This is a genomic window from Campylobacter showae CC57C (genome assembly GCF_000344295.2).
Taxonomy (GTDB): domain Bacteria; phylum Campylobacterota; class Campylobacteria; order Campylobacterales; family Campylobacteraceae; genus Campylobacter_A; species Campylobacter_A showae_B.
On sequence record NZ_AOTD01000245.1, the window covers coordinates 1 to 21306 of the forward strand.

At 44.5% G+C, this 21306-nt stretch carries 24 protein-coding genes; 16 read left to right on the forward strand and 8 right to left on the reverse strand.

The features are described from left to right. The first annotated feature begins 42 nt into the window (after positions 1-42). The 9 genes from H740_RS09815 (at position 43) to H740_RS09855 (ending at position 4805) form a co-directional block, all read left to right on the forward strand. Entirely contained in the window at positions 43-999 is a 957-nt protein-coding gene (locus H740_RS09815; protein WP_002953617.1) for a hypothetical protein, read from the forward strand. 13 nt (positions 1000-1012) lie between these two features. Then, on the forward strand, positions 1013-1141 hold the full coding sequence (locus H740_RS12470; protein ID WP_269430656.1) for a hypothetical protein: 129 nt from the start codon (positions 1013-1015) through the stop codon (positions 1139-1141). Continuing rightward, positions 1128-1892 carry a hypothetical protein gene (locus H740_RS09820; RefSeq protein WP_002953618.1) on the forward strand — a complete coding sequence of 255 codons (765 nt, stop codon included), beginning with the start codon at positions 1128-1130 and terminating at the stop codon, positions 1890-1892. The genes H740_RS12470 and H740_RS09820 overlap by 14 nt, the downstream gene beginning before the upstream one ends. Beyond that, entirely contained in the window at positions 1885-2082 is a 198-nt protein-coding gene (locus tag H740_RS09825) for a hypothetical protein (protein WP_002953619.1), read from the forward strand. Before H740_RS09820 ends, H740_RS09825 begins: the two co-directional genes overlap by 8 nt. A gap of 3 nt (positions 2083-2085) precedes the next feature. Further along, positions 2086-2718: a hypothetical protein gene (locus tag H740_RS09830; protein ID WP_002953620.1), complete on the forward strand. Its 633-nt coding sequence runs from the start codon at positions 2086-2088 to the stop codon at positions 2716-2718. Positions 2719-2732: 14 nt separating this feature from the next. Continuing rightward, on the forward strand, positions 2733-3089 hold the full coding sequence (locus H740_RS09835; RefSeq protein WP_002953621.1) for a hypothetical protein: 357 nt from the start codon (positions 2733-2735) through the stop codon (positions 3087-3089). A gap of 446 nt (positions 3090-3535) precedes the next feature. Next, positions 3536-3886, forward strand: a complete 351-nt coding sequence (locus H740_RS09840) for a hypothetical protein (protein ID WP_002953622.1) — start codon at positions 3536-3538, stop codon at positions 3884-3886. A 14-nt stretch (positions 3887-3900) separates the two neighbouring features. Beyond that, positions 3901-4245, forward strand: coding sequence for a hypothetical protein (locus tag H740_RS09845; protein WP_002953623.1), 345 nt, complete (start codon positions 3901-3903; stop codon positions 4243-4245). A gap of 221 nt (positions 4246-4466) precedes the next feature. After that, a complete protein-coding gene (locus tag H740_RS09855) occupies positions 4467-4805 on the forward strand; it encodes a M15 family metallopeptidase (protein WP_002953625.1) in 339 nt (112 codons plus the stop codon). Between the two features lie 173 nt (positions 4806-4978). Here the strand turns inward: H740_RS09855 and nrfD are convergent, their stop codons facing one another. Genes nrfD through phsA form a run of 3 tightly spaced genes read right to left on the reverse strand, consistent with a single transcriptional unit; the run spans position 4979 to position 8811 of the window. Next, the gene (nrfD, locus tag H740_RS09860) at positions 4979-5950 is read right to left on the reverse strand and encodes an NrfD/PsrC family molybdoenzyme membrane anchor subunit (protein ID WP_002953626.1); all 972 of its coding nucleotides are present in this window, start codon (positions 5948-5950) and stop codon (positions 4979-4981) included. Beyond that, a complete protein-coding gene (locus tag H740_RS09865; RefSeq protein ID WP_002953627.1) occupies positions 5943-6512 on the reverse strand; it encodes a 4Fe-4S dicluster domain-containing protein in 570 nt (189 codons plus the stop codon). The genes nrfD and H740_RS09865 overlap by 8 nt, the downstream gene beginning before the upstream one ends. A gap of 10 nt (positions 6513-6522) precedes the next feature. After that, positions 6523-8811, reverse strand: coding sequence for a thiosulfate reductase PhsA (phsA, locus tag H740_RS09870; protein ID WP_002953628.1), 2289 nt, complete (start codon positions 8809-8811; stop codon positions 6523-6525). A 300-nt stretch (positions 8812-9111) separates the two neighbouring features. On the opposite strand from phsA, the gene H740_RS09875 reads away from it, so the two are divergent. From H740_RS09875 to H740_RS09885, 3 genes are all read left to right on the forward strand, one after another. Continuing rightward, entirely contained in the window at positions 9112-9675 is a 564-nt protein-coding gene (locus H740_RS09875; protein WP_002953629.1) for an RBBP9/YdeN family alpha/beta hydrolase, read from the forward strand. A gap of 85 nt (positions 9676-9760) precedes the next feature. Continuing rightward, positions 9761-12838 (forward strand): cytochrome c biogenesis protein CcsA, encoded by a 3078-nt coding sequence (gene ccsA, locus H740_RS09880; RefSeq protein WP_002953630.1) that lies wholly within the window; start codon positions 9761-9763, stop codon positions 12836-12838. Beyond that, entirely contained in the window at positions 12838-13269 is a 432-nt protein-coding gene (locus tag H740_RS09885; RefSeq protein ID WP_002953631.1) for a hypothetical protein, read from the forward strand. Before ccsA ends, H740_RS09885 begins: the two co-directional genes overlap by 1 nt. 137 nt (positions 13270-13406) lie before the next feature. Here the strand turns inward: H740_RS09885 and H740_RS09890 are convergent, their stop codons facing one another. The 5 genes from H740_RS09890 to H740_RS09910 all read right to left on the reverse strand — a co-directional run bounded on the left by H740_RS09890 (position 13407) and on the right by H740_RS09910 (position 17839). Next, positions 13407-13904: a phosphatidylglycerophosphatase A family protein gene (locus H740_RS09890; protein ID WP_002953632.1), complete on the reverse strand. Its 498-nt coding sequence runs from the start codon at positions 13902-13904 to the stop codon at positions 13407-13409. A 696-nt stretch (positions 13905-14600) separates the two neighbouring features. Then, positions 14601-15056: a hypothetical protein gene (locus H740_RS12280; protein WP_331456433.1), complete on the reverse strand. Its 456-nt coding sequence runs from the start codon at positions 15054-15056 to the stop codon at positions 14601-14603. 73 nt (positions 15057-15129) lie between these two features. Further along, positions 15130-15786 carry a hypothetical protein gene (locus H740_RS12285; protein WP_231679351.1) on the reverse strand — a complete coding sequence of 219 codons (657 nt, stop codon included), beginning with the start codon at positions 15784-15786 and terminating at the stop codon, positions 15130-15132. Further along, positions 15764-16690, reverse strand: coding sequence for a response regulator (locus H740_RS09905; protein ID WP_002953634.1), 927 nt, complete (start codon positions 16688-16690; stop codon positions 15764-15766). Before H740_RS09905 ends, H740_RS12285 begins: the two co-directional genes overlap by 23 nt. A gap of 18 nt (positions 16691-16708) precedes the next feature. Next, a complete protein-coding gene (locus H740_RS09910) occupies positions 16709-17839 on the reverse strand; it encodes a bifunctional 2-C-methyl-D-erythritol 4-phosphate cytidylyltransferase/2-C-methyl-D-erythritol 2,4-cyclodiphosphate synthase (RefSeq protein WP_002953635.1) in 1131 nt (376 codons plus the stop codon). 100 nt (positions 17840-17939) lie between these two features. Here H740_RS09910 and thiC point away from each other — a divergent pair, with 100 nt between their 5' ends. The 4 genes from thiC to H740_RS09930 all read left to right on the forward strand — a co-directional run. After that, the gene (gene thiC, locus H740_RS09915) at positions 17940-19274 is read left to right on the forward strand and encodes a phosphomethylpyrimidine synthase ThiC (RefSeq protein WP_002953636.1); all 1335 of its coding nucleotides are present in this window, start codon (positions 17940-17942) and stop codon (positions 19272-19274) included. Continuing rightward, positions 19264-20364 (forward strand): Mrp/NBP35 family ATP-binding protein, encoded by a 1101-nt coding sequence (locus tag H740_RS09920; protein WP_002953637.1) that lies wholly within the window; start codon positions 19264-19266, stop codon positions 20362-20364. The genes thiC and H740_RS09920 overlap by 11 nt, the downstream gene beginning before the upstream one ends. 76 nt (positions 20365-20440) lie before the next feature. Beyond that, positions 20441-20707: an ACT domain-containing protein gene (locus H740_RS09925; protein WP_002953638.1), complete on the forward strand. Its 267-nt coding sequence runs from the start codon at positions 20441-20443 to the stop codon at positions 20705-20707. A gap of 9 nt (positions 20708-20716) precedes the next feature. Further along, the coding region (locus H740_RS09930) for a DUF711 family protein (RefSeq protein ID WP_002953639.1) at positions 20717-21306 on the forward strand (590 nt) is incomplete at its 3' end.

Genomic DNA, 21306 nt, shown 5'->3' on the forward strand with positions numbered 1-21306 from the left:
AAATGGCGATGATCCTCGACCTATTGGTTAAGGTGTTTTGTTATGGCTACTGAAATTAAATACCATTGGCGTTTTTTTGACAAGAGCGGTAAAGTCGTCGCTGAGGGTATGTCTCCCCGCGAAAGTGATGACGGCGATTTTCATCTTAATGATGATGGCTATTTTGAAAATAAAAAAACTGGTGAATTAAAAAATGGTGATATCATTACTAAATATTATGATAATGATGGTAATGAGGTCGAAAATCCTGCTGATACCAAAACTATTACGCGCGATAAATCTGATAATTCTCGTGCTTTTGGCGAAATACGTTCAAATTTAAGTTCAGGTGTTGTTCCCGTATTTGAAAAGGCTGTTCGCACTGATCGTTCTAAGATTGAGGAGCCACAAAAACCGCAGCCTAACGACCCAATTCCGCCTAATAATGGTGAGGGTGCGGGGCGTTCTCTTGTTAGCGAGCTTTCTCGCCAGAATGATATTTTGCGCAGTTTGGTTTCTAAAGTTTCCCAAAAATCGGGTTTAAATAAAATTTCCCGTAGTTTAGATAGTTTTGAAAAGGCTTTTAAAAGTTCTATTGAGGGGCTTTCAAAAGAGGTTTCTAAGGGGTTTGCTATTTCTGCTCATAATAGTGGCGATAGTAAAGTTGCGGGTGCTATTGGTTCTCTAAAAACTAGTTTAGACAAAATAGCTACTGTTAAGGACGATTTGGCTAAAATTTCAGAAAATGGCAAGGGATTATTGGATATAGAAAAGGATCGCCATGCTTACGAAAAAACGCCGCAAGCTATTAAAGACCTTGACGGCGAAACGGTGGCAAATTTAAGCCCTAGAGACGCGCAAACCGCGAATAACGCTACTCAAGCTAAAAAGAATACGGATATAAACAATTTTGAGCTTTTAGATAGCGATATAGAGGATTTATTCGGAGATTTGCCTGATATAACGGGCTTGTTTAATGTTCCTTATTCCAGCTCTGTTGATTCGCAATATACTAAATAAAAAGGGGTTTGTTATGAAATTTTTTATTGAGCTCTTAGTTTCTTTTCTTGTTGTTGGTGCAATATATTATTTTTTTAATGTTCCTTATTCTAGTTTTGTAGATATGCAATATACCAAAGGTTATGATAATGGCGGAAAATAATTCTAATCGTATTTTGAAACTCGGTGTTGAGGAGATATTCGAGGATTTAACCTATAATGTGGCTTATAACGAAGTTTTAAAGCGTTTAAAAGATAATGGGATGTCTGACGGTATTTTAAAAGACGCTATTGATAGCGGTATAACTATAATGTTCAGTTCTGCTTTAATGCTTTACATGCAAAAACAAGAGGCGTTATTACAAAAAATCGTTGATAGTGCTATCGCTCTTTTGGTTGCTGCTTTAAGTCCTTTAACTCGTGTTGCTAAAGGTCTTGCGCGTAAATTTTTTAAGGGTGCTAAAGCTGGTATGATTTCGCGGTTTCTTGGTGTATCGACTGAAGCTCGCGTTGGTTTCGCGCAAGTCGTAACTACTGGAGCTAATGCGATGTTTAATCGCAAACAGTCCGAAAGCCATTTTTATCAAAATGCTGGTTATGTTCAACAGCAAAAAAATCAACTTATCGCTACTAAAGACCAGCAATTAGCCTACGCCAAAGCTAAAGCCGATAGTTTCAATCAAACGTTGATGTTTAAACTTTTAACCTCAAAATTTACGGCTACGGATAAAGAGCTTTTACGTAAAATTACGGGTTCATCTAGTATTGACATTGATCAGATTAACAAAGTTGCTGATTTTATGTGGGTTAAGGATGATAAAGGCGATATTGTAGGGCTTAGCGAAGCATTTATGCAGATGTTAAACGGTCTTGGTTATTTTCACAATAAGGTAAAGGGGGCGCATAATGGCTAATATAGATTGTCAAGCCGCTTTTAATCAGGAAATGAGTGTTTTAAGCGAAATTTCTAAAACTTCAAAGGATATTTTCGAGGTTTTAAAAACCCCTCAAACTCCAAAGCCGGATACTCTTGAAGCTAAAATTGATGAAACTAATCGACTTTTGAAACTTCTTTGTATGGGTATTTTAGGTAAGGATAAGTAAAAAATGGTTGCTTTGATGTGTGCTTGTTGTTGTAGTAATGATAAGTTTTTTAAAATTTCTTATAAGTCTGTTGTCAAGCGACCTGATGTTGTTTCTCTTCGTTCTGCTGTTTATAATCGTTATTTTCTTGACGTCGGTTTTGGTTTTTTATTTTTTAAGCCTTTAAATAGTTCTGCTTCTTTTCGTTCTACGTCTTTTGTTTTTGATAGCGGGCTAGGGTCTTTTGTTGATCTAGATAATGAAATATCTTTTCTTATTTCTAACTATTGTATTAATAATTTTTCTTTGGTCGGTTCTAAATTTAATGAGGCTTCTTTTATTTCGAGTTTTAATAATTATTTGCCTGATACTCATTACAGTATCGTTTTTGAATATTGCAGGAATATTATTAACAGTCTTAAGCCGCATTATGACCGATATGCTACTTTTTTAAAGGGTTTGAAAAATTATCCTAGCTTGCCGCCTTATAATTTACAGCAATTTTATTCTGAAGTTAAAGATTTTTTAGCTAGCGAGCCTCCTATTTTATTTGAATTTGTTGTTTCTTTTGATGTTAAGGTCTCGCTAGATGAAAATAATATTATTCGTGGTGTTGAGATTTTGTCTTTTGATGAAATTTCATCTCAAATTAATTAAGTGAGGTTTTTCTTATGCCTATATACAAAGTAACACAGCAGCAGGGAAACCGTGTAATAACTAGCACGCTAGAGGCTAAAAGCCTATCTAGTTTGCAAGCGTTTTTAACTGCGGCTTCTACTGCAAAAATTAAATATATTTATGAAGTTCATTTTGAGGACGATACGACAACGCCGCCGATAGATGATTTCAACTATTTTAAGCAATATAAGGCTTTTTGCGCAAATTCTAATCGTCGTAAAAAGCAGGTTTTAATCCATAACGTAAAAAAGACTATGGACGAGGACAAGCTCGCGCGCCTTTGTAAAATGCATCTAGAGGTCGGTGGGCTTAAGGTTGATAGCGTTGCGTGTGCTTTATTTATGCTTTGATCTTTTCAAATTTAGCCGTATTTGTCTTTTTACCTGCTTTTTGTCCTTTCTCGCCAAGCTTCAGGCGCTCTGCGCCGTCGGAGCTTGGCGTTCCCTCTCCCCTTGCTTGCTAGCTTCCCCTTTCGGACTTTTTTTGTCTTAAAACCGGGGCATATTTTCCCTATAGTTGCCGCTTGCACGAGCTCCCCGCAAAGCGACTTTAGCTTTTTCGTTCGTTGCTAGTTATCCCCGTTAAATTTGGTTATCGCGGATTAAACTGCTGAGCGGCGTCGCTTTGGCTCGTGCTAGCGTAAATCTTGGATTTTTTATACTTGCTTACTGTTTAGAGTAAATCCCGTATTTTTGGATATTCGTTTAATCAATAAAGCAATTATTAAAAGTGTTCGTTAATATTTCGTCGTTTATGCAGCATAACGCAAAAATAAAACTCAAAGGAGTAAAGAAAAATGCTAAAGCAAACTATTAAGGGCTTACGCTCTTTGACTGTTACGGCTATCGGCGCGACTGACGGCGACACTACGGCGTTAATCGGTCTTATGGCTGGAAAAGTAGAAAAATTTAAAAACGTTGGTGAGGGTGGCGTCGCTATTGCCGCAATTCCTAGCCCTTTAAACAAAAAAAGCATAGTTGTAGGTAAAAAAGACGCTACGGGTAGGCTGTCAACTATTTTCAGCGTTCCGCACGTTAAAGCCGCTAAGACTTTTAAAGATTTGAGCACGGACGTCGTCGGTAAGTTTGATTGTGATTACGTCCTAACTACAAAATGCGAATACGCAAAATTAAAATTTGACGCGTAAGAAAGGGGTAAAAAATGGCTAAATCATTAATTAGAAATACTTTAGGAAATCGCACGTTTGGCTTTGCTGTTCCTGCGGATGGCGCAACTGCTAAAACCTTTGCAGAAAACAACCTTGACGGAAAATTCGTCGTTTATGAGGTTGAAAGCACGTCGGGCAATGAGGTTGTAGCTGATCTTTGGGATGTTACCGTAACGGGTAAATCTGCCGCTTCAAAAGCAAAGACTACATTTCAATTTTACGCAGATTATAGCAAAGATGAGGACGAGATCCGCACCGCGCTTCTAAACAAAACCTTTAACGGGGTTAAGTTTGAGGAAGTTTTTGTTATAAATATGCAACACGTAACTATCGCGTAAGAAATGCAAGCAAGTTTCATAGTGGATTACATTGAGCCGTTAATAACCGTAACGGCTCTATTCTTTACTATCATAAATTGGATAATCTCGCAAAGGCTAAACGCTTTTAATCAGAAGTTATCGTTATTTGAAAAATCATTTGGCGAGGATATATCAAATCTTGAAAAGAAAATTGATAAGATTTACGATTTATTCCTAAGCCAAAACATAAGGCTACATAAATGACGCTAGGGCAAAATCAAGAGAAATTTACTCAAGACCTCGTAAAACTTTTAAATTACCTAATCGACAACGGTTACGCCGTAAGGATAGGCGAAGTCGAGCGCACGCAAGCACAACAAGAAATCTATATCAAAGAGGGCAAATCAAGAACAAGTAATTCAATGCACTTAAAAAGATGTGCCGCCGATCTACACATTTTTAAAAACGGCGAGTGGCTACAATCAAAAGCACAATTACAAAGCATTGGCGACTATTGGGAAAGCTTAGATCAAAGTAATAAATGGGGCGGAAACTTCAAAAACTTTATAGACACACCACACTTTGAAAGACAATGCTAACGCAAAAAACACACAAAATAAAAAATATTTTTTATTGACAAAACCTCGATATAATCGAGCTTCCACAACCTCACAAAACCCTATTATCAAAAATGACCCTTGACAAGTATCTTAAAATCTTAAAAAGGCTCGGCGAGTTTACCGAGCCTAGTGCATCTAGTTTAGCCTAAATTTCACGCGCCCGTGAAAACTTGACCTGCATAAACGATGTAGTATCTTAGCATCACGACGCCGCAGATAACTACAAGAGAGTTTGCTATGATGTAGCCCACTCTATAAGCGTGATTTTTAAGAGCCGTTAGCGCTATGGTGATAGGGGTCAAAAGACCGATGCCTACGACGCCTATCCAAAAGATCAGCGCGTATTGTCCCGTGCTTAGAGCTTGTTTTGCGGCAACCGCGCTCGCTCCGCCCTCGAAATATAGTCCCAAAAATAGTATCGCGATAAGCGGTATCTCGAAAAGTACGGCGCGCAAGTCCATAACCAAAAGATACTTCACGTTGTCTTCGTTAAGAAGATGTTTGAAGCACAAAAGGCCGACTAGGATGTTCGTCGCTACGCCCGAGCTAAAGCCTGATGTTAAGAACAAGATCGGCAAAATCGGCGTATTCCAAAGCGGAAGCTTCGTAATCGCGCTAAGCAAAAAGCCCGTATAGATACCAACGCCGATCGCAAGACCAAAAAGCGCCATCTCGACTATCTTTGAAAGAGGCGCAAAAGAGCGGATCAGCCTAGAAATAGGACGTAAAACGGCTAGAATTTTATACTTTTCTATCTCTTCTTCAAAAATAATCACCGCAAAAAGGTAAGCTAGCGGCGTATAAAGCAGCAACAACGCCACGCCGATAGACATAACGGAACCAAAGTTATACTTAATCAAAATCCAGTAAAAACTAAGCGGTTTGCCAAGGTCAAGCACCAAAAGTGCAAGGCCCACGGTAATCGTTATAGGAGCTACTAGAGCGCCCGCCTTTACCATTGCGTCCCAGATGCTGCCGTCTTGTTTTTTGTGGTAGTTCCACTTAACAAGCAATGCAACCATCATCGCGCCTGCGGACAAACCCGCCAAAAATAGATAAACCGCTATCGGCCACGGCCAGTAAATTTCATTATATTGCGCTACGCTTCCCCACATATTATTCATGGCTTCCTCCTTTGCGGTTAGCTATCATAGCAAGCTTGGGTTTGGTTTTAAGCTCGGCTTTAGGATAGTAGTGAGCTTTGGTATTTAAAATTTTACTTACTTCGCTGTTTGGATCGTTTATATCGCCAAATGCCAAAGCATCGGTCGGACAAACGGTCACGCACGCAGGCTGCTCGCCAATGCTCACTCTAGTTTCAAAGCAAAACGTGCATTTGCCTATCTCGCCGGTTTTCGGCTCGACGTAGCGAGCGTCGTAAGGACAGGCCAGGATGCAGTATTTGCAAGATACGCAGGTAGAGTGGTCTAGCAGCACGATGCCCTCCGCCGTCTGAAAGCTAGCTCCCGTAGGGCAAACAGTCACGCACGGAGCGTCCTCGCACATCACGCAGCTATGTCTGCTAAAGTCGGTTTTTAAATTTGGAAATTTGCCCTTTATCTGCGAATGGACTTGAAGTCTAAAAACGCCTCTAGGCACTTCGTTTTCGCTCCTGCAAGCCACCGAGCACGCTTGGCAGCCTATGCAGAGGTTTTCGTCATGTATCATTCTATACGCTTTTTTCATCTTTTTTCCTTTACGCTTTTATTATCTTGACGCCGACGTTTCGCACCATAGTAGAAGCCACGGGGCCGATCACGGTAGGATCTAGCAGCTTGCTTTGATTCGTTCCTACGCCGTTCGTGCGCTTTAGTCCCGCGCTTTCGTGGCCGAAACCGTGATAGACGAAAAGCGTATCCTCCCTGATGCCTTCAGTCAGCATCACGCTTGCTTTTTCTTTTGCGGTTTTACTTTGAAGGGTTATCTTATCGCCGTCTTTTAGCCCGTATTTTTTCGCGGTATTAGGGTGTATCCAGACGGGCGCGCTACTCATCAGGTCGTTTAAAAATTCGACGTTTTGCGTGTGGCCGTTGGTGTGTATCGGCGTTTTGCCGCTCATTAGGCAAAGCTCCTCGCCGAAAAATACGTCCATGCCCTCGGCGTTTAAGCAGCCGTATCCCGGAAACTGCTTTTCGACCTTTTCGCTAAAGAGCTCGATCTTGCCGCTATCGGTTTTAAATTTGACCTGCGACTCCATCAGCCCGTCGTCGCCCACGAACTGCTGCGCGTAAGGGAATTTTTTCGTAAATTCTTTTACGCTATCTTTTTCTCTAAACAAAATCCCCGGCACCTTCCACGTGACGTAGCCTTTTTTAACTAGCTCCGCCAACAGCTCGGCGTTGCCTTTTACTTGTTTGATTCTCCACTCGTCCATCGTGTTTGCCGAGTACTGCTCGTCTATCTTCATCCTGCGAGCTAGCTCTCTAAAGATATCGTAGCCGTTTTTGGTGTCGCCGATAGGATCTACGACTTTGTTTCTTATCATATAGGCAGGTTTTTGACTCGACTTATCCTCGATGCCTTCGTCGCGCTCAAGGTAAGTACTCTCGGGCAGTATCACGTCCGCCCATATCGCAAAATCGCTCATATAGATATCCGAGCACACGATAAAATCAAGCTTTTTTAGGCTCTCTATCGTAGTTTCCGTGCCCGCGACGTTGATCGGGTGATTAAACCTTATACTAAACCAGCCTTTTACGGGATAAGGCTTCTCGCTTAGTATGGCTTGCGGGATCTCCATCAAGACGCCGTGACTTCTGCTGACGAATTTGTTTCGTCCGTCCTCGCCCGCAGCGTCTATTCTAGGCACTTTAGGTACTTTTATCGCGGCGTCCGGGTTTGTGATCTCAGGGATTAGCTCTTCGCCGATTAGTTTGTTGTAAAATTTAGCCTTTTTACCGCCAAAAATTCCGCCCTTTTTCTCCCAGTTGCCCATCATCGCGTTTGCCGTCATTATGGCTCTGGTGCGAATGTATTCGGCTCTAGTCGTAGTGGTGTTGTGACCGAAGTCGATGATGACTTTAGGTGCGGCTTTCCAGATTTCGCCAGCGATTCGCTCGACCGTTTTTGCAGGTATTCCCGTGATCTTTTCTTGCCACTGCGGAGTTGTGTCTTTGGTCGCTTCTACGACTTTGTCAAATCCAATCGTAAATTTCTCTATAAATTCTTTATCGTATGTGCCATTTTCGATCCATGTATGGATAAGGGCTAAAACAAATGCTAGATCGGTTCCCGGTTTTACGGGTAGCCACTCGTCGGCTTTTGAAGCCACGACGCTAAAGCGCGGATCTAAAACCAGCAGCTTGGTATCTTCTTTCGCGGCCATTTTAGCTAGCTTTTTAGCGTCGGCGATGACGATGCCTTCAAAGAGATTGTGCCCGAAATTTACGACGTATTTTGCGTTGCCGAAGTCTCTTTTTAGCTTCGCATCGCCGTACATATGCTCGCAAACCATCTGATAAGTGATCGGGCAACAGGAGAAGTGAGAAAAGCAGTTTGGCGAACCGTATGCGCTAGCAAAAGTCGTCATTAGCTTGTGCGTTTGGCTTGATTTTGCCGTAAACACAAAGCTCTCCGGCCCGTATTTTTCCTTGATCTCAAGCATTTTTTTAGCGACTAGATCTAGCGCCTCGTCCCAGCCCGCTTCGCGCCATTTGTTTTCGCCGCGCTCGCCTACTCTGATGAGCGGTTTTACGATGCGCTGCGGATCGTAGAGCTGATTGTGCCCGCTGCCGCCCCTTGCGCACACGGAAGTCGCCGTGCCGCTTACCTTGCCGTTGCCTTGGATGAAGACGTTTTTGCCGTCTACAACCTTGGCCTCGATAGGACAGCGAGAAGAGCACATCTCGCAAAAACTATAAACGGTCTTATCGCCGCCTTCTAGCGCTTTGGCGCCGACGGCGCCTAAAGTACCGGGCGCGTAAGTCATCGCAAGCAAGCCCGTGGCGGTGGATGCTTTTAAGAAATTTCGCCTCGAAGTATCCATTTTTTCTCCCTTTTTGAAATAAATTTACCGAAATCTTAAATAATCAACGTAAATTATACGTAAATTTTTCGTATCAATATAAATTTTAATTGATAACGATTATTTCGTTTTTTAGGGGAAAAGCTTAAATTTAATTTCAAATTTGTCAAATTTACAAATATCAAATTTTAACGGATGATGATATTTGAGCTGCTGTTTGCTTAAATTTATAACTTAAAAAGTATTCTTGCGATTTCCGTCAAAAATTATTTTAATTTTATTTGTATATAATTCGCGTATTTTTTCAAAAAGGCAAATTTAATGAAAAAGCAAATTTACATCATTCACGGCTACGACGCTTCGCCGCAAAGCCACTGGTTTGGTTGGTTTAAAGAAAATATGCGCGGCATTGCCGAGGTGGAAATTTTAAAGATGCCAAATCCGCAAACGCCGAAGCTAAACGAGTGGCTAGAAATGATGAAGCAAAACGTAAATTTGGGAAAGAATTCATTTATCATCGCTCACAGCCTGGGCACGATAACTAGCTTAAATTTTCTTAGCGGTTTTGCAAATTTACCAAAATTTGGCGGTCTAGTCCTCATATCGCCGTTTGACGAGCCTATTAAGGAATTTGCTATATTAAACGAATTTTGCAAGCCGCAAATCGCCTACGAAAAGATAAAAACGGCGGCGAATATGATAAAAGTAATAGCCGCAAAAGACGATTATATCGTGCCTTGCAAGCTTAGTCTAAAGGTAGCGCGAAATTTAGACGTGGCACCTGATATTTTTGAAAAAGGCGGACACTTTATGAGCGCGGACGGTTTTAACGAATTTGAGTTTATATTAAATTTATTTAAACTTAAAGACGAAAAATTATCATAAAATAATAACTAAAAAGTAAGATTATTTAAAAAAAATTACTATAATGTGCATTTTGATTTAGTAAATTTATGTTCAAGGATATGTTTTGAGCGAGTTAAAATCCCTATTTTTCAGTATGACGTCGGCCGTCGTGCTACTTGTTATATTTGCTATCGGTAGTGGCGCAGCGACGATAATAGAAAGCTACTATGACACAAAAAGCGCGTGGGCGGCGGTTTACGGAGCAAGTTGGTTTGCTTTAGTTCAGGTGCTTTTGGGCATAAATTTGGCTTACAATATTTTCAGATACAACCTTTTAAGAAAAGAAAAACTACCCGTTTTGATATTTCACGTTAGCTTTTTGTTTATGCTACTTGGCGCCGCGATGACGCGATATCTAGGCTTTGAGGGCAATATCCACATCAGGGAAAACGAAACCTCAAACGCGGTATTCGGATCCGTTTCTAGAATAGAAATCGCAGCCGAAAAAGACGGTCAAATTTACTCAAACTCAATCCCAAAACAAATCACTTCCATCGGCTCAAACGACTTTAACTTGCCACTTGAAATCGCGGGCAAAAAAGCAAATTTAACCTTTGACGGATACTACAAAAAGGCCGAAACCGAGTCCTACGAAGCAGAAAAAGGCGAGCCGCTCGTTAGGCTTGCGGTCTCAAGCCCGGACTCAAAAGAAGAAATAAGCCTGCAAGCCGGCGAAACTCGCGAGGTGGGCGGCGTTAGCTTTGCATTCGACGCGCAGCCGCTACTTGAAAATTTCGTCAAAATCGAGTTAAAAGAGGGCAAATTTTATCTAACATCAAACCAAAATATCGGCTACTTTACGATGGCGACGAATGAAAAAGGCGAGTACGCAAAAGACCAATCGACCGAGTTTTTACCGATGCAGCTCTACACGGTCACGGATGTAAATTTCGTTCCAAAATCATTGCTAACCAAAGCAGCCAAGCGAGTCGTGAGCAAAAACGGCGAATACGACGCATTGGTGGCAAATTTGACGTTTGACGGCCAAACCCAGCAGCTCATGCTCTACGAAAACAGCTACATACCGGCTAAAGCCAGGATCGACGGCGTACTTTTTAATGTTTATTGGGGTTCAAAGATGGTCGAGCTTCCATTTTCTTTAAAACTTGAAGACTTTGAGCTTAAGCGCTATCCGGGCTCAAATTCGCCGATGAGCTACTCTAGCGACGTCATCGTCGAGGACTCTAGGACAGGAAACTACCCGTATAAAATTTACATGAACCACGTACTAGATCACGACGGATATAGATTTTTTCAAAGCAGCTACGACCAAGACGAGCTTGGCACCGTACTGTCGGTAAACCGCGATCCGGGTAAGATTCCGACCTACATCGGCTACTTTTTGCTAGGACTGGGGCTCTTTTTCAACGTCGTAAATCCTCGCTCGCGCTTTAGAAAACTAGCTAAAATGATAAACGAAGATGCCGTTAAAAAAGTCGCGAGCTTCGCGCTAATCGCCTGCTTTGCGGCATTTGCCCCAAGCAAAACCTATGCGGCCGATAACGCTAGAAACATCGATGCAAACCACGCAAAAGAGCTCTCTACGCTAATTATCCAAAGCGCCGACGGCAGAATGAAGCCTTTTGACACCGTAGCAAGAGAAATTTTAAACAAGATCCACCGCAGCGATACGCTAGACGGCCTAAACGCAAACCAAGCAATACTTTCTATGATGATAAACGCCCCGTACTGGCGCGACGTACCGATAATTTACGTCGGAAATAAAGAGCTAAAAAAGCTAATCGGCATAGACGAAAAGGCTAAATACGCGAGCTATAACGACTTTTTTGCAAGCGATAAAGACGGCAAAATCATCTACAAGCTCAACAAATTTGCCGAAGCTGCAAATCGAAAAACGCCGGGCGAGCGCGGTACGTTCGATAAAGACTTGCAAAAAGTGGACGAGCGCCTAAATATCCTTTATATGGTGTTTATAGGCGAGGTCTTTACGATGTTTCCAAAGATGGACGACCCGAATAACAAATGGTACGGTATAGCCTCAGCCATGATGTATCTTCCTAAAAACGAGAGCGAACCGATCGGCAGGATGCTAAGAAGCTATTTCACTAGCGTTGCCGAAGCTACAGAAAACAACAACTGGCGCCGTGCGAATCAAGCTCTAGCCGAGATAAAAACCTATCAACAAGAGCACGGCAAAGCGGTCATCCCGGGCGAAAAACGCATCGAGATGGAGCTATTTTTTAACGAATATAAAATTTTCGAGTCGCTAACGCCGATATATCTTTTGGCAGGGTTTGGCCTTTTATGCTTCGTGTTTGCTAAGATGGCAAGACCTAAACTAAACATCAAATGGCTATTTGGTATCGTTTACGGCGTAAATATCTTAGCGTTTTTGCTGCACACTTTTGGCATCGGCATACGCTGGTATATCGCCGAGCACGCGCCGTGGAGCAACGCCTACGAATCGATGATCTACATCGCTTGGGCGCTTAGCTTATCAGGTCTAGTGTTCTCACGCCAAAGTCCGATAGCTATGGCTCTAACCTCGATTTTAGCGGGCATTACGCTATTTGTCGCGCACCTTAGTTGGATGGATCCGCAGATCACCACTCTAGTGCCTGTGCTTCAGAGCTACTGGCTAACGATCCACGTCTCGGTTATCACGGCTAGTTACGGATTTTTGGGACTTTGCTCGCTGCTGGGTATGTTTACGCTCGTACTTTTTGCTATGCAAGGCGGTAAAGAGCATAAGGAAATTTCGCGAAATATCCTAGAAGCCACGCGTATAAACGAGATGGCGATGATACTTGGTCTTAGCCTGCTTACGATGGGCAACTTCCTGGGCGGCGTTTGGGCGAACGAGAGTTGGGGTCGCTACTGGGGCTGGGATAGTAAGGAGACGTGGGCGCTGGTTTCTATTTTAGTTTATGCAGCGGTTTTACACATCAGATTTATCCCTAAACTAAACAGCCAGTACGCATTTGCCGTGACTTCGATGTTTGCTTATTGGTCGATCATAATGACCTATTTTGGCGTAACCTTCTACCTAAGCGGTATGCACTCGTATGCTGCCGGCGAGCCGATACCGGTGCCGACTTTTGTGTGGGTGGGCGCGCTTTTGATGGTCTTGATAGCGGTTTTGGCATATTTTAGAAAGCCCGATAAAACAGTAAAACTATAATGAATCAAACCCTCGTAATATCGATCTTGGCGGCGATTTTTTTAATCATCGTCGCCGCGCTAATTTTTCTCGTCGTCAAATTTAAACATAGTAGCAAAACCGCTCAAAACGAGCCCTCAAAGCAAGAGGAAAAAGAGCTCACTCTGCAAGATCTAATCGACATCGCCAGCAATCCAAAAAGCGATAAAAACGATCTTTTTGCAGCTTTAAAAATTTTTGCCGCTTCGTTTAAAATCCCGCCCAAACAAAATGGCAAAGCCGCAAGCGATGCGAAAGCTCATCTAAATTTCATCACGGTTTTAGCCTCTCACAAAAACGCCGACGCAAAGCTGATAGCCTTTATGAGCAACGAACTAAAAAAGAAAAATCCCGAATACGTAGCCGAGATAGACTACTACGAACAGCTTGGAACTTCGCAAAGAAAGAAGTAAATTTAGCGTCAAATTTAACGCCATCATTTTCTAGTTTTTATTTTTATCCAAACAAATTTAATGCAAAATGCGGTATATAAAAGGCGAATTTAAGCCAAGGATCAAAAAGCGTCTTGGATTTAAGAGCCGCTACGATTTTATTTCACAAACGGCAGCTCAAATTTAATCCACTCGTAGTCTAGTCCGATTTTCGTCACAGCCTCGTAGCAAATCGCGCTAAGAAGCCCCGCAAAAAGCCCTGCTAGCATATCATCACCCATCACGCCCAGCCCGCCTTTTACGTTTTTGTCGATGCGGCCGATCACGGATGGCTTTAGGATGTCAAACGCCCTAAAAAACAGAACCGAGAGCGCAAACTGCACCGCCGTGGCGCCGCTGATAGAAATCGCCAGCCAAACGCCAGCAACCTCGTCTATCACGATACTGCCGTGATCGTGCACGCCGGTTTTTGCTTCATAATCGTCGATGATCTTGATGCTATATAAAAAAAGACAAATCGAAACTAAAAACAGCGTGGAAGCGGGCAAAAACATCAAAAATCCATACGCCGCAACTGCGCCAGCTAGCGAGCCCACCGTGCCGGGGGCCTTAGGGCTCAGCCCAGCGCCAAAAAACGTTAAAAATAACCTTTGCATATTTTTCCTTGAAATCAAATTTAAATAATGTAGTGCTTTTGTTCGCCGATTTTTAGTGCGATTTTAGCAAATTTAACGCGCAAATTTCAAAATTCGGACGCCAAATTTTCGCGGATTTCGGATATTTTCAAATTTGACGGCAAAATGCGCTAAATTTATTAGATTTTACAACCGCAAATTTCAATCCGTACTTTCAGCAATCAAATTTAAAATTTCCAAACTACAATACAAATTCGCCGCAACGCTGTGCAATATCGTCAAATTTAACGTCAATCAAAGCACGGACGCCTTACGCCAAACAAACCGCGCTACCCTCCGCGCAATAAATGTATAGCGTCAAATTTTAGAGTTTTTGCGGTGCGGGTCTCGGCGAGTAAAATTTGCAATTTTGAACGCAAAAGCAAAGATAAGATATCGCAAAACGGTCAGCTCGCAACGCTAATGCAAGCACTCGCTCAGTAAATTTTAGCGGCGACAAAACGCGTAGTTTCCCGAGCTAAATTTAACTCTTCCACTGCTTCGCACTGCAAATTTGCTGCCCCTGAAAAGCGACCTCAAGCGCAGCGAAACTGCACAAAATCTCTCTCAAAACGAGCCGCAGTATAAAAGCTAAAATTAAGCAAAAAAGCGCCAAATGAACAACGCATGCATACAGCAATAAACGATATTTCGACGCAGTAAAAGCTAAAAGCAAATTTAAGTCAGCGACGTCGTCTGATAAAGCTTCATCAAATTTTCGTAAAACTCCCTCTCCGTCTGCTTTTCGAGCAGTCCGTTACTAGGGAAAAGATCGTCGCAAAGCTTTTGGATATTTTCAAATCGGTTCGGAAAAAGCTCACTCAGTATCATCGCCGAGATGTCGCGCCGCATGAGGATCGCAGGCGGCAAGATACCCGCTAGCAGCAAGGTTTTTAGCGTCTGGGCGTGATATTTGATGTGATGATGCTGGCCGTGCGGGCAGGTCTTGGTGCTAACTAGCGTCTTGCACTCATCGCAGTAGACGAGCTCTGGCAGCACGACGATGTCTAAATTTAGATCGTTTTTATAGCGCTCCAGCACCGTGTGAGCGACGTTGTGATCGTAAAACATACCGATACCGGCGTGATTTTGCCCGACTATGAGCTTATGGGCGCCCAGCCTATGCGCCGCGATACACTCTAGCGTCGGGTTTAGGTGCGAGCTAAAGAGATTTTAGTTCTCAAAAGGCACGATGATCAGGCGGTTTTTAGGGACGTAGTTTTGGATGAAGTACTCCAGCACGCCTTTTTTTGAGTGAAAAACTCATCATCTCGTCCGCGCCGTGGCTTTTTAGTAAAAATAGCAACACTAGATCGGAGCTATCTATCGTCATCCTGATCAGACGCTCGTGCGCGCGGTTAAATGGCTCCGCGGTTAGCATGATCGCCGAGACTTTGCGGACGTTTTGCTCCCTTTTGACCTCTTCGATGAGCTTTCTTACCTCGGCTAGCTTGTCGTCGTAGATCTTTATCTCTCCGCTCACGGCTAGTTCGCCGCTTTGGCTTTGCTGCGCGGGCGCGGCTTCGTTGGCGCGAAAGATATTTTGCGAGCTTTTTTCGGCGTTAAATTTAAATACCTCGCCGACCTCGATATATCCCACGACCTTGCCGCCGTTGATAAGCTCGATATGATCGCCTTTTGAGGCGTTTTTTATCGTTTCTTGATTGCGCTTGCCGTGCGGAGCGAAGACGAAAGTATATGGCATCGGCTCGCCGGCTAAAAAGCCCGTCTCGTAGATCTCGTTCGCTTCCTTTTCGTTCATCAGACGGTTAAATTTGCTAAAAATTTGATTTTCTATGAGATCAAGCGCACCGAAAGCCTCGTCGTTTATCCAAACGGCGTTATTTTTTCTTGACGACGTCATATTTTTTCCTCTTTTCCCAAAGCGATTTGCGCGAGATGCCTAGCTTTTTGCTAAGCTCGGTGTCGGGGTATTTGTCCTGATAGTTTACGATGATGTGCTTGATGTAGTCGTCGATCGTCAAAATTTCGTCGATTTGGAAATTTTTCTCATCGCTTGTGATGTTTAGCGTCTCCATCGGCGTCTCTTCGTTCGGATTTGTCGAGCTTGCGATGAGCTTGCGTTTGGCCGCGAGAGATACGATCTGATTTTTGGCCTCTTGACGTAAAATTTGAAAATTTGAAAAATACAAAAGCGTGCGCGGATTTGCCGCGGCTATGGCCTCTACGTCGATGCCGGGTTCTAACGGGACGTATTTGAAGCTCAAATTTAGCGCCTTTGCGTACTCGAAAACGAAATTATCGGCATTTATCATTTTATTGCACTTTATGAGAAGCGGTAGCTTTATGCGCTTAAAGTCGAAATTTAGCGCCGAGACGGCCTTAAAATGATAGTTTAGGTAGTCCTGATAGGTTTTTATAAACGTTTGCAGCCGCCTAAACTCCTCGAAATGCTTGATCTTTCGCACCAGCTCCTCGATCATAAACGGCTTTTGTATGTAGTCGCTCGCACCCGCTTTTATCGGGATCGAGACGGTGTCGTTGCTGATATACGTGATGAGCAGGATGACGACGGAGTCTTTAAATTTTTGTATGATTTTTAGCGTCTCGTCGCCCGCAAACGCGCTAGAGAGCAGCACTACGTCAAAGTGTACGTCCTTAGCGCCCTCCTTTGCCCTCTGCCCAGGCTCGCTTTTCATCGCCTCCGCCGCGCTTCTTGCGATCTCGCACTCGTAGCCTAGATTTTCCAGCTTTGATGCGATGCTTTGGGCTAGGTAGATTTCGTTTTCTATTATCAAAACTCTCATTTTTTTACTTTCGTCGTTTTATTTTTGCGTCCAGTCGTAAATTTTTAGACTTGCCGACGCCATGGCGGCTATACCCTCGCCTCGCCCCGTAAAGCCCAGCTTTTCGGTCGTCGTAGCCTTTACGTTTATGCGGTTTGGGGTTAAATTTAGCGCATTTGCGATGTTTATTTCCATCGCGGATTTAAATTTACTAAGCTTTGGCCTCTCGGCGATAACTGTGACGTCGGCGTTAATAAGCTCAAATCCGACGCTTTGAACGAGCATATATGCTTCTTTTAGTAACATAGCTGAGTCCGCCCCCTTAAATTTATCGTCGGTATCCGGGAAATGCTCGCCTATATCACCAAGTCCAGCTGCTCCCAGTATGGCGTCTATGAGTGCGTGGATAGCTACGTCGCCATCGGAGTGAGCCTTTAAATTTTGCTCAAAAGGGATTTTTTCGCCGCCGATTGTTACGAAACTTCCCTCTTTTTTCTCTTCTTCAAAGGCATGCACGTCAAAACCGTTGCCCACGTAAATTTCGCTTGACGGCGCGCCAAGGCCGCAAATTTTAGAAAGGTCGTCTTTAAAAGTGATTTTTCTCGCGTTTTCATCGCCTTGCACGTACCAAATTTTACCGCCCGCAGCCGCTATCGCCGAACTATCGTCGGTGTAAATTTGACCCGATTCAAGCGCGCTTTTTAGCATCTCCGTGCGTGAGAGTTGCGGCGTCTGGATGAGCTTGATCTGCTCTCTATCGACGGCCTGGGAGCCCAGATAAACAGTATCTGGCACTTTTAGCGCAGGCACGACGCAGTCGGCGTTTTGGATGCCGCCCATGATGCGCGAGAAAAGCTCGGCGCTAATCATCGGACGAGCGATGTCGCTCACCAAAACAAATTCGCTTTGGACGAGCTTAAGAGCGTTTTTTAGGCTCTCTTGACGGGTCGCGCCGCCCTTTACGAAGCGATACGTTGGGGCAAATTTGCTCATATATTTTTCCTCGTTTGAGGTGGCGATTATCTCTTTAAAAGCATAGTGCGAGCTTAAATTTTTAGCCGCAAAGAGCCATAGTGGATCGCTTCCGACGCGCAACCACTGCTTTTTAACGGGCATTTCAAAACGACTGGAGCTTCCGGCTCCGAGCATTATCAGCGTAACGTCTAGCAAAATTTCTCCTTTGGCGAAGTGTTACGATATTATACATCCTAAAAGCTTGTTTTTATCTTTTTTGAGTAAGATTAGGACCAAAATTTTTAAGGAGAGAGACATGAAAGAATTTCGGGTCAAATTTGACTCCGCCGACAAAACTCCGACGCAGATGTACTACGCTAAAAAAGGCGTCATAACGCCCGAGATGAACTACGTAGCGCAGGCTGAAATGCTAGATCCCCAGCTCGTTAGGAGCGAGGTCGCCGCGGGCAAGATGATAATCCCCGCCAACATCCATCACGAAAATTTGCTCCCGATGGCGATCGGCAGGGAGGCAAAAACCAAAATCAACGCAAATATCGGCAACTCAAGCCTGAGCAGCGATATAGACGCCGAGCTTGAAAAACTGCAAATTTGCCTAAAATACGGCGCCGACACGGTTATGGATCTAAGCACGGGCGGCGATCTAGATACGATCAGAAGCGCCATAATCGCAAACTCAACCGTCCCCATAGGCACCGTGCCGATGTATCAGATCATCCATGATATAAAAGAGGTGGAAAATTTGACGACGGATGACATCCTAAAAACGCTTGAAAAGCAGGCGCGCCAGGGCGTTAGCTACTTTACGATACACGCGGGCTTTTTGCTCAAATTTATGCCGCTAGTTGCAAAACGCAAGATGGGTATCGTTAGCCGTGGCGGCAGCCTAACTGCTAGCTGGATGATGCACCATCACAAGGAAAACCCGTTTTACGAGGCATTTGACGACATTTTAGAAATTTGCGCCGCTCACGACGTCGCGCTATCTCTTGGCGACGGGCTGCGTCCTGGCTGCCTATATGACGCGACTGACGAGGCTCAGCTTAGCGAGCTACGCGTTTTAGGCGAGCTAACGCTGCGCGCATGGGAGAAAAACGTGCAAGTGATGATCGAGGGGCCGGGTCATATTCCTTTAAACCAAATAGAGTATAATATGAAAATCGAACGCGAGCTGTGCCACGGCGCGCCTTTTTACGTGCTAGGACCGCTGCCTACGGATATCGGCGCGGGGTATGATCACATCACTTCGGCTATCGGCGGGACGATGGCGGCCTTTTACGGAGCATCGATGCTGTGCTACGTGACGCCTAAAGAGCACCTTGGTTTGCCAAACGCAAACGATGTCAGAGAAGGCATCGTAGCGCATAAGATCGCCGCTCACGCAGCCGACGTCGCGCTAGGCAAGGCTGGAGCCATAGAGCGCGATCACGCGATGAGCGACGCTAGGTACGCTTTTGACTGGAACAAACAGTTTGAGCTAAGCCTAGATCCTGAAAGGGCGCGCGAGCTGCATGACGAGAGCTTGCCGCAAGAGTCGTTTAAAAAGGCGGAATTTTGCTCGATGTGCGGGCCTAAATTTTGCGCGTATAAAATTTCAAAAAATCTAATGAAGGAGAAAAATGTTAAGTAAAGAAGAAGTCTTAAATAGGCTAAAAGGCGTGATATATCCGGGCTTTGAGAAAGATATCGTGAGCTTTGGATTCGTAAAAAACGTCGAAATCGGCGAGAAAATTTTAATCGAGGTCGAGATCGTAAGCTCAAATCCCGACGTAGCAAACGAGCTGCGAACCGACATAAAGCGCGTGATGGGCTCAAACGAGTGCGTCATCAACATCATCCAGCCAAAAATCCCCGAGGAAAAAAGCAACAGCCAAAGCGGTAAAAACATCGCTCCGCAGATCAAAAATTTCGTAATGGTAAGCTCGGGTAAAGGCGGCGTAGGTAAGAGCACTACGACGTTAAATTTGGCTATCTCAATGGCGAAGCTAGGCAAAAAAGTAGGTATCCTAGATGCCGATATCTATGGCCCCAATATCCCTAGAATGCTCGGCGAAGTGGGCACGCAGCCTCAAGTCGTCGGCAACAAGCTAAAACCGATCCTAACTCACGGCGTCGAGATGATGAGTATGGGCGTTTTAATGGAAGAAGGTATGAGCCTCATCTGGCGCGGCTCGATGATAATGAAAGCTATCGAACAGCTACTAAAAGACGTATTTTGGAGCGAGTTGGACGTGTTGTTTCTCGATATGCCTCCGGGAACGGGCGACGCGCAGCTAACCCTTGCTCAAAGCGTACCGGTGACTGCGGGCGTTTGCGTCACGACTCCGCAAGTAGTAGCCCTAGATGATAGCAAGCGCGCGCTAGATATGTTTGAAAAGCTTCACATACCGATCGCGGGCGTGATAGAAAACATGAGCGGATTTATCTGCCCTGAAAGCGGCAAGGAATATGATATATTCGGCAAAGGCACGACCGAAGAGGTAGCAAAAGCCTATAGTACCGAGGTGCTAGCCGAGATACCTATCGAGCCGGCTGTGCGTGTGGGCGGCGATAACGGCAAGCCGGTGAGCTTTTACGAGCCAAACTCGGTCACGGCTAAACGCTACGAAAAAGCGGCGGCTAGACTATGGGAGATAATCGAAAATATCAACAATGACGGCGGCGCGGACAACTCGTCTATCCAGCCCGTGATGGACGGCAAGAGCGCTTGCTCGAAGTAAAATTTAAAACCTAAAGCCTGAATTTGATCAAATTTGGGCTTTAACTCTCGAAATTTACAAATTTAGGAGAACGACGATGAAAGCGATCGTAACGGTGATCGGCAAGGACAAAGTTGGCATTGTGGCGGGCGTTTCGGCTAAGCTCGCGCAGCTTGGGCTAAACATAGACGATATCAGCCAGACGGTTTTGGACGAGTTTTTCACGATGATGGCGGTGGTTTCCAGCGACAAAAAGCAGGACTTCACGGCTCTGCGCGAGGAGCTAAACGAGCTAGGCGAAAAGCTAAAAGTTAAAATCAACATCCAAAGCTCGGCGATTTTCGACGCCATGCACAACATCTAAGGCGTGCAGATGGACATCAAAAACGTAACCGAAACGATCGCGATGATCGAGGAGCAAAATTTCGACATCCGCACGATCACGATGGGTATCAGCCTGCTCGACTGTATCGATCCAGATATCGACAAAGCAGCGGAGAAAATTTACGCAAAAATCACCGACAAGGCGCGCGATCTAGTAAAGGTCGGTAATGAAATTTCAGCAGAGCTCGGTATCCCGATCGTAAATAAACGCGTCTGCGTAACGCCTATCGCCATCATCGGCGCGGCGACGGATGCCGCAGACTACGTGCCGCTTGCTAAAGCGATGGACGAGGCGGCGCAAAAGGTCGGCATCGACTTTATCGGCGGCTTTTCGACGCTCGTGCAAAAGGGCTACGCAAAGGGTGATAAAATTTTAATAAACTCCATCCCCGCCGCACTTGCCGCGACGCAGAAGGTCTGCTCGTCGGTAAATATCGGCTCGACTAAAACGGGCATAAATATGAGCGCGGTCGCCGATATGGGACGCGTGATAAAAGAAACCGCGCGGCTTTCAGATCTTGGCGCTGCAAAGCTAGTTGTGTTTGCCAATGCCGTCGAGGATAATCCCTTTATGGCGGG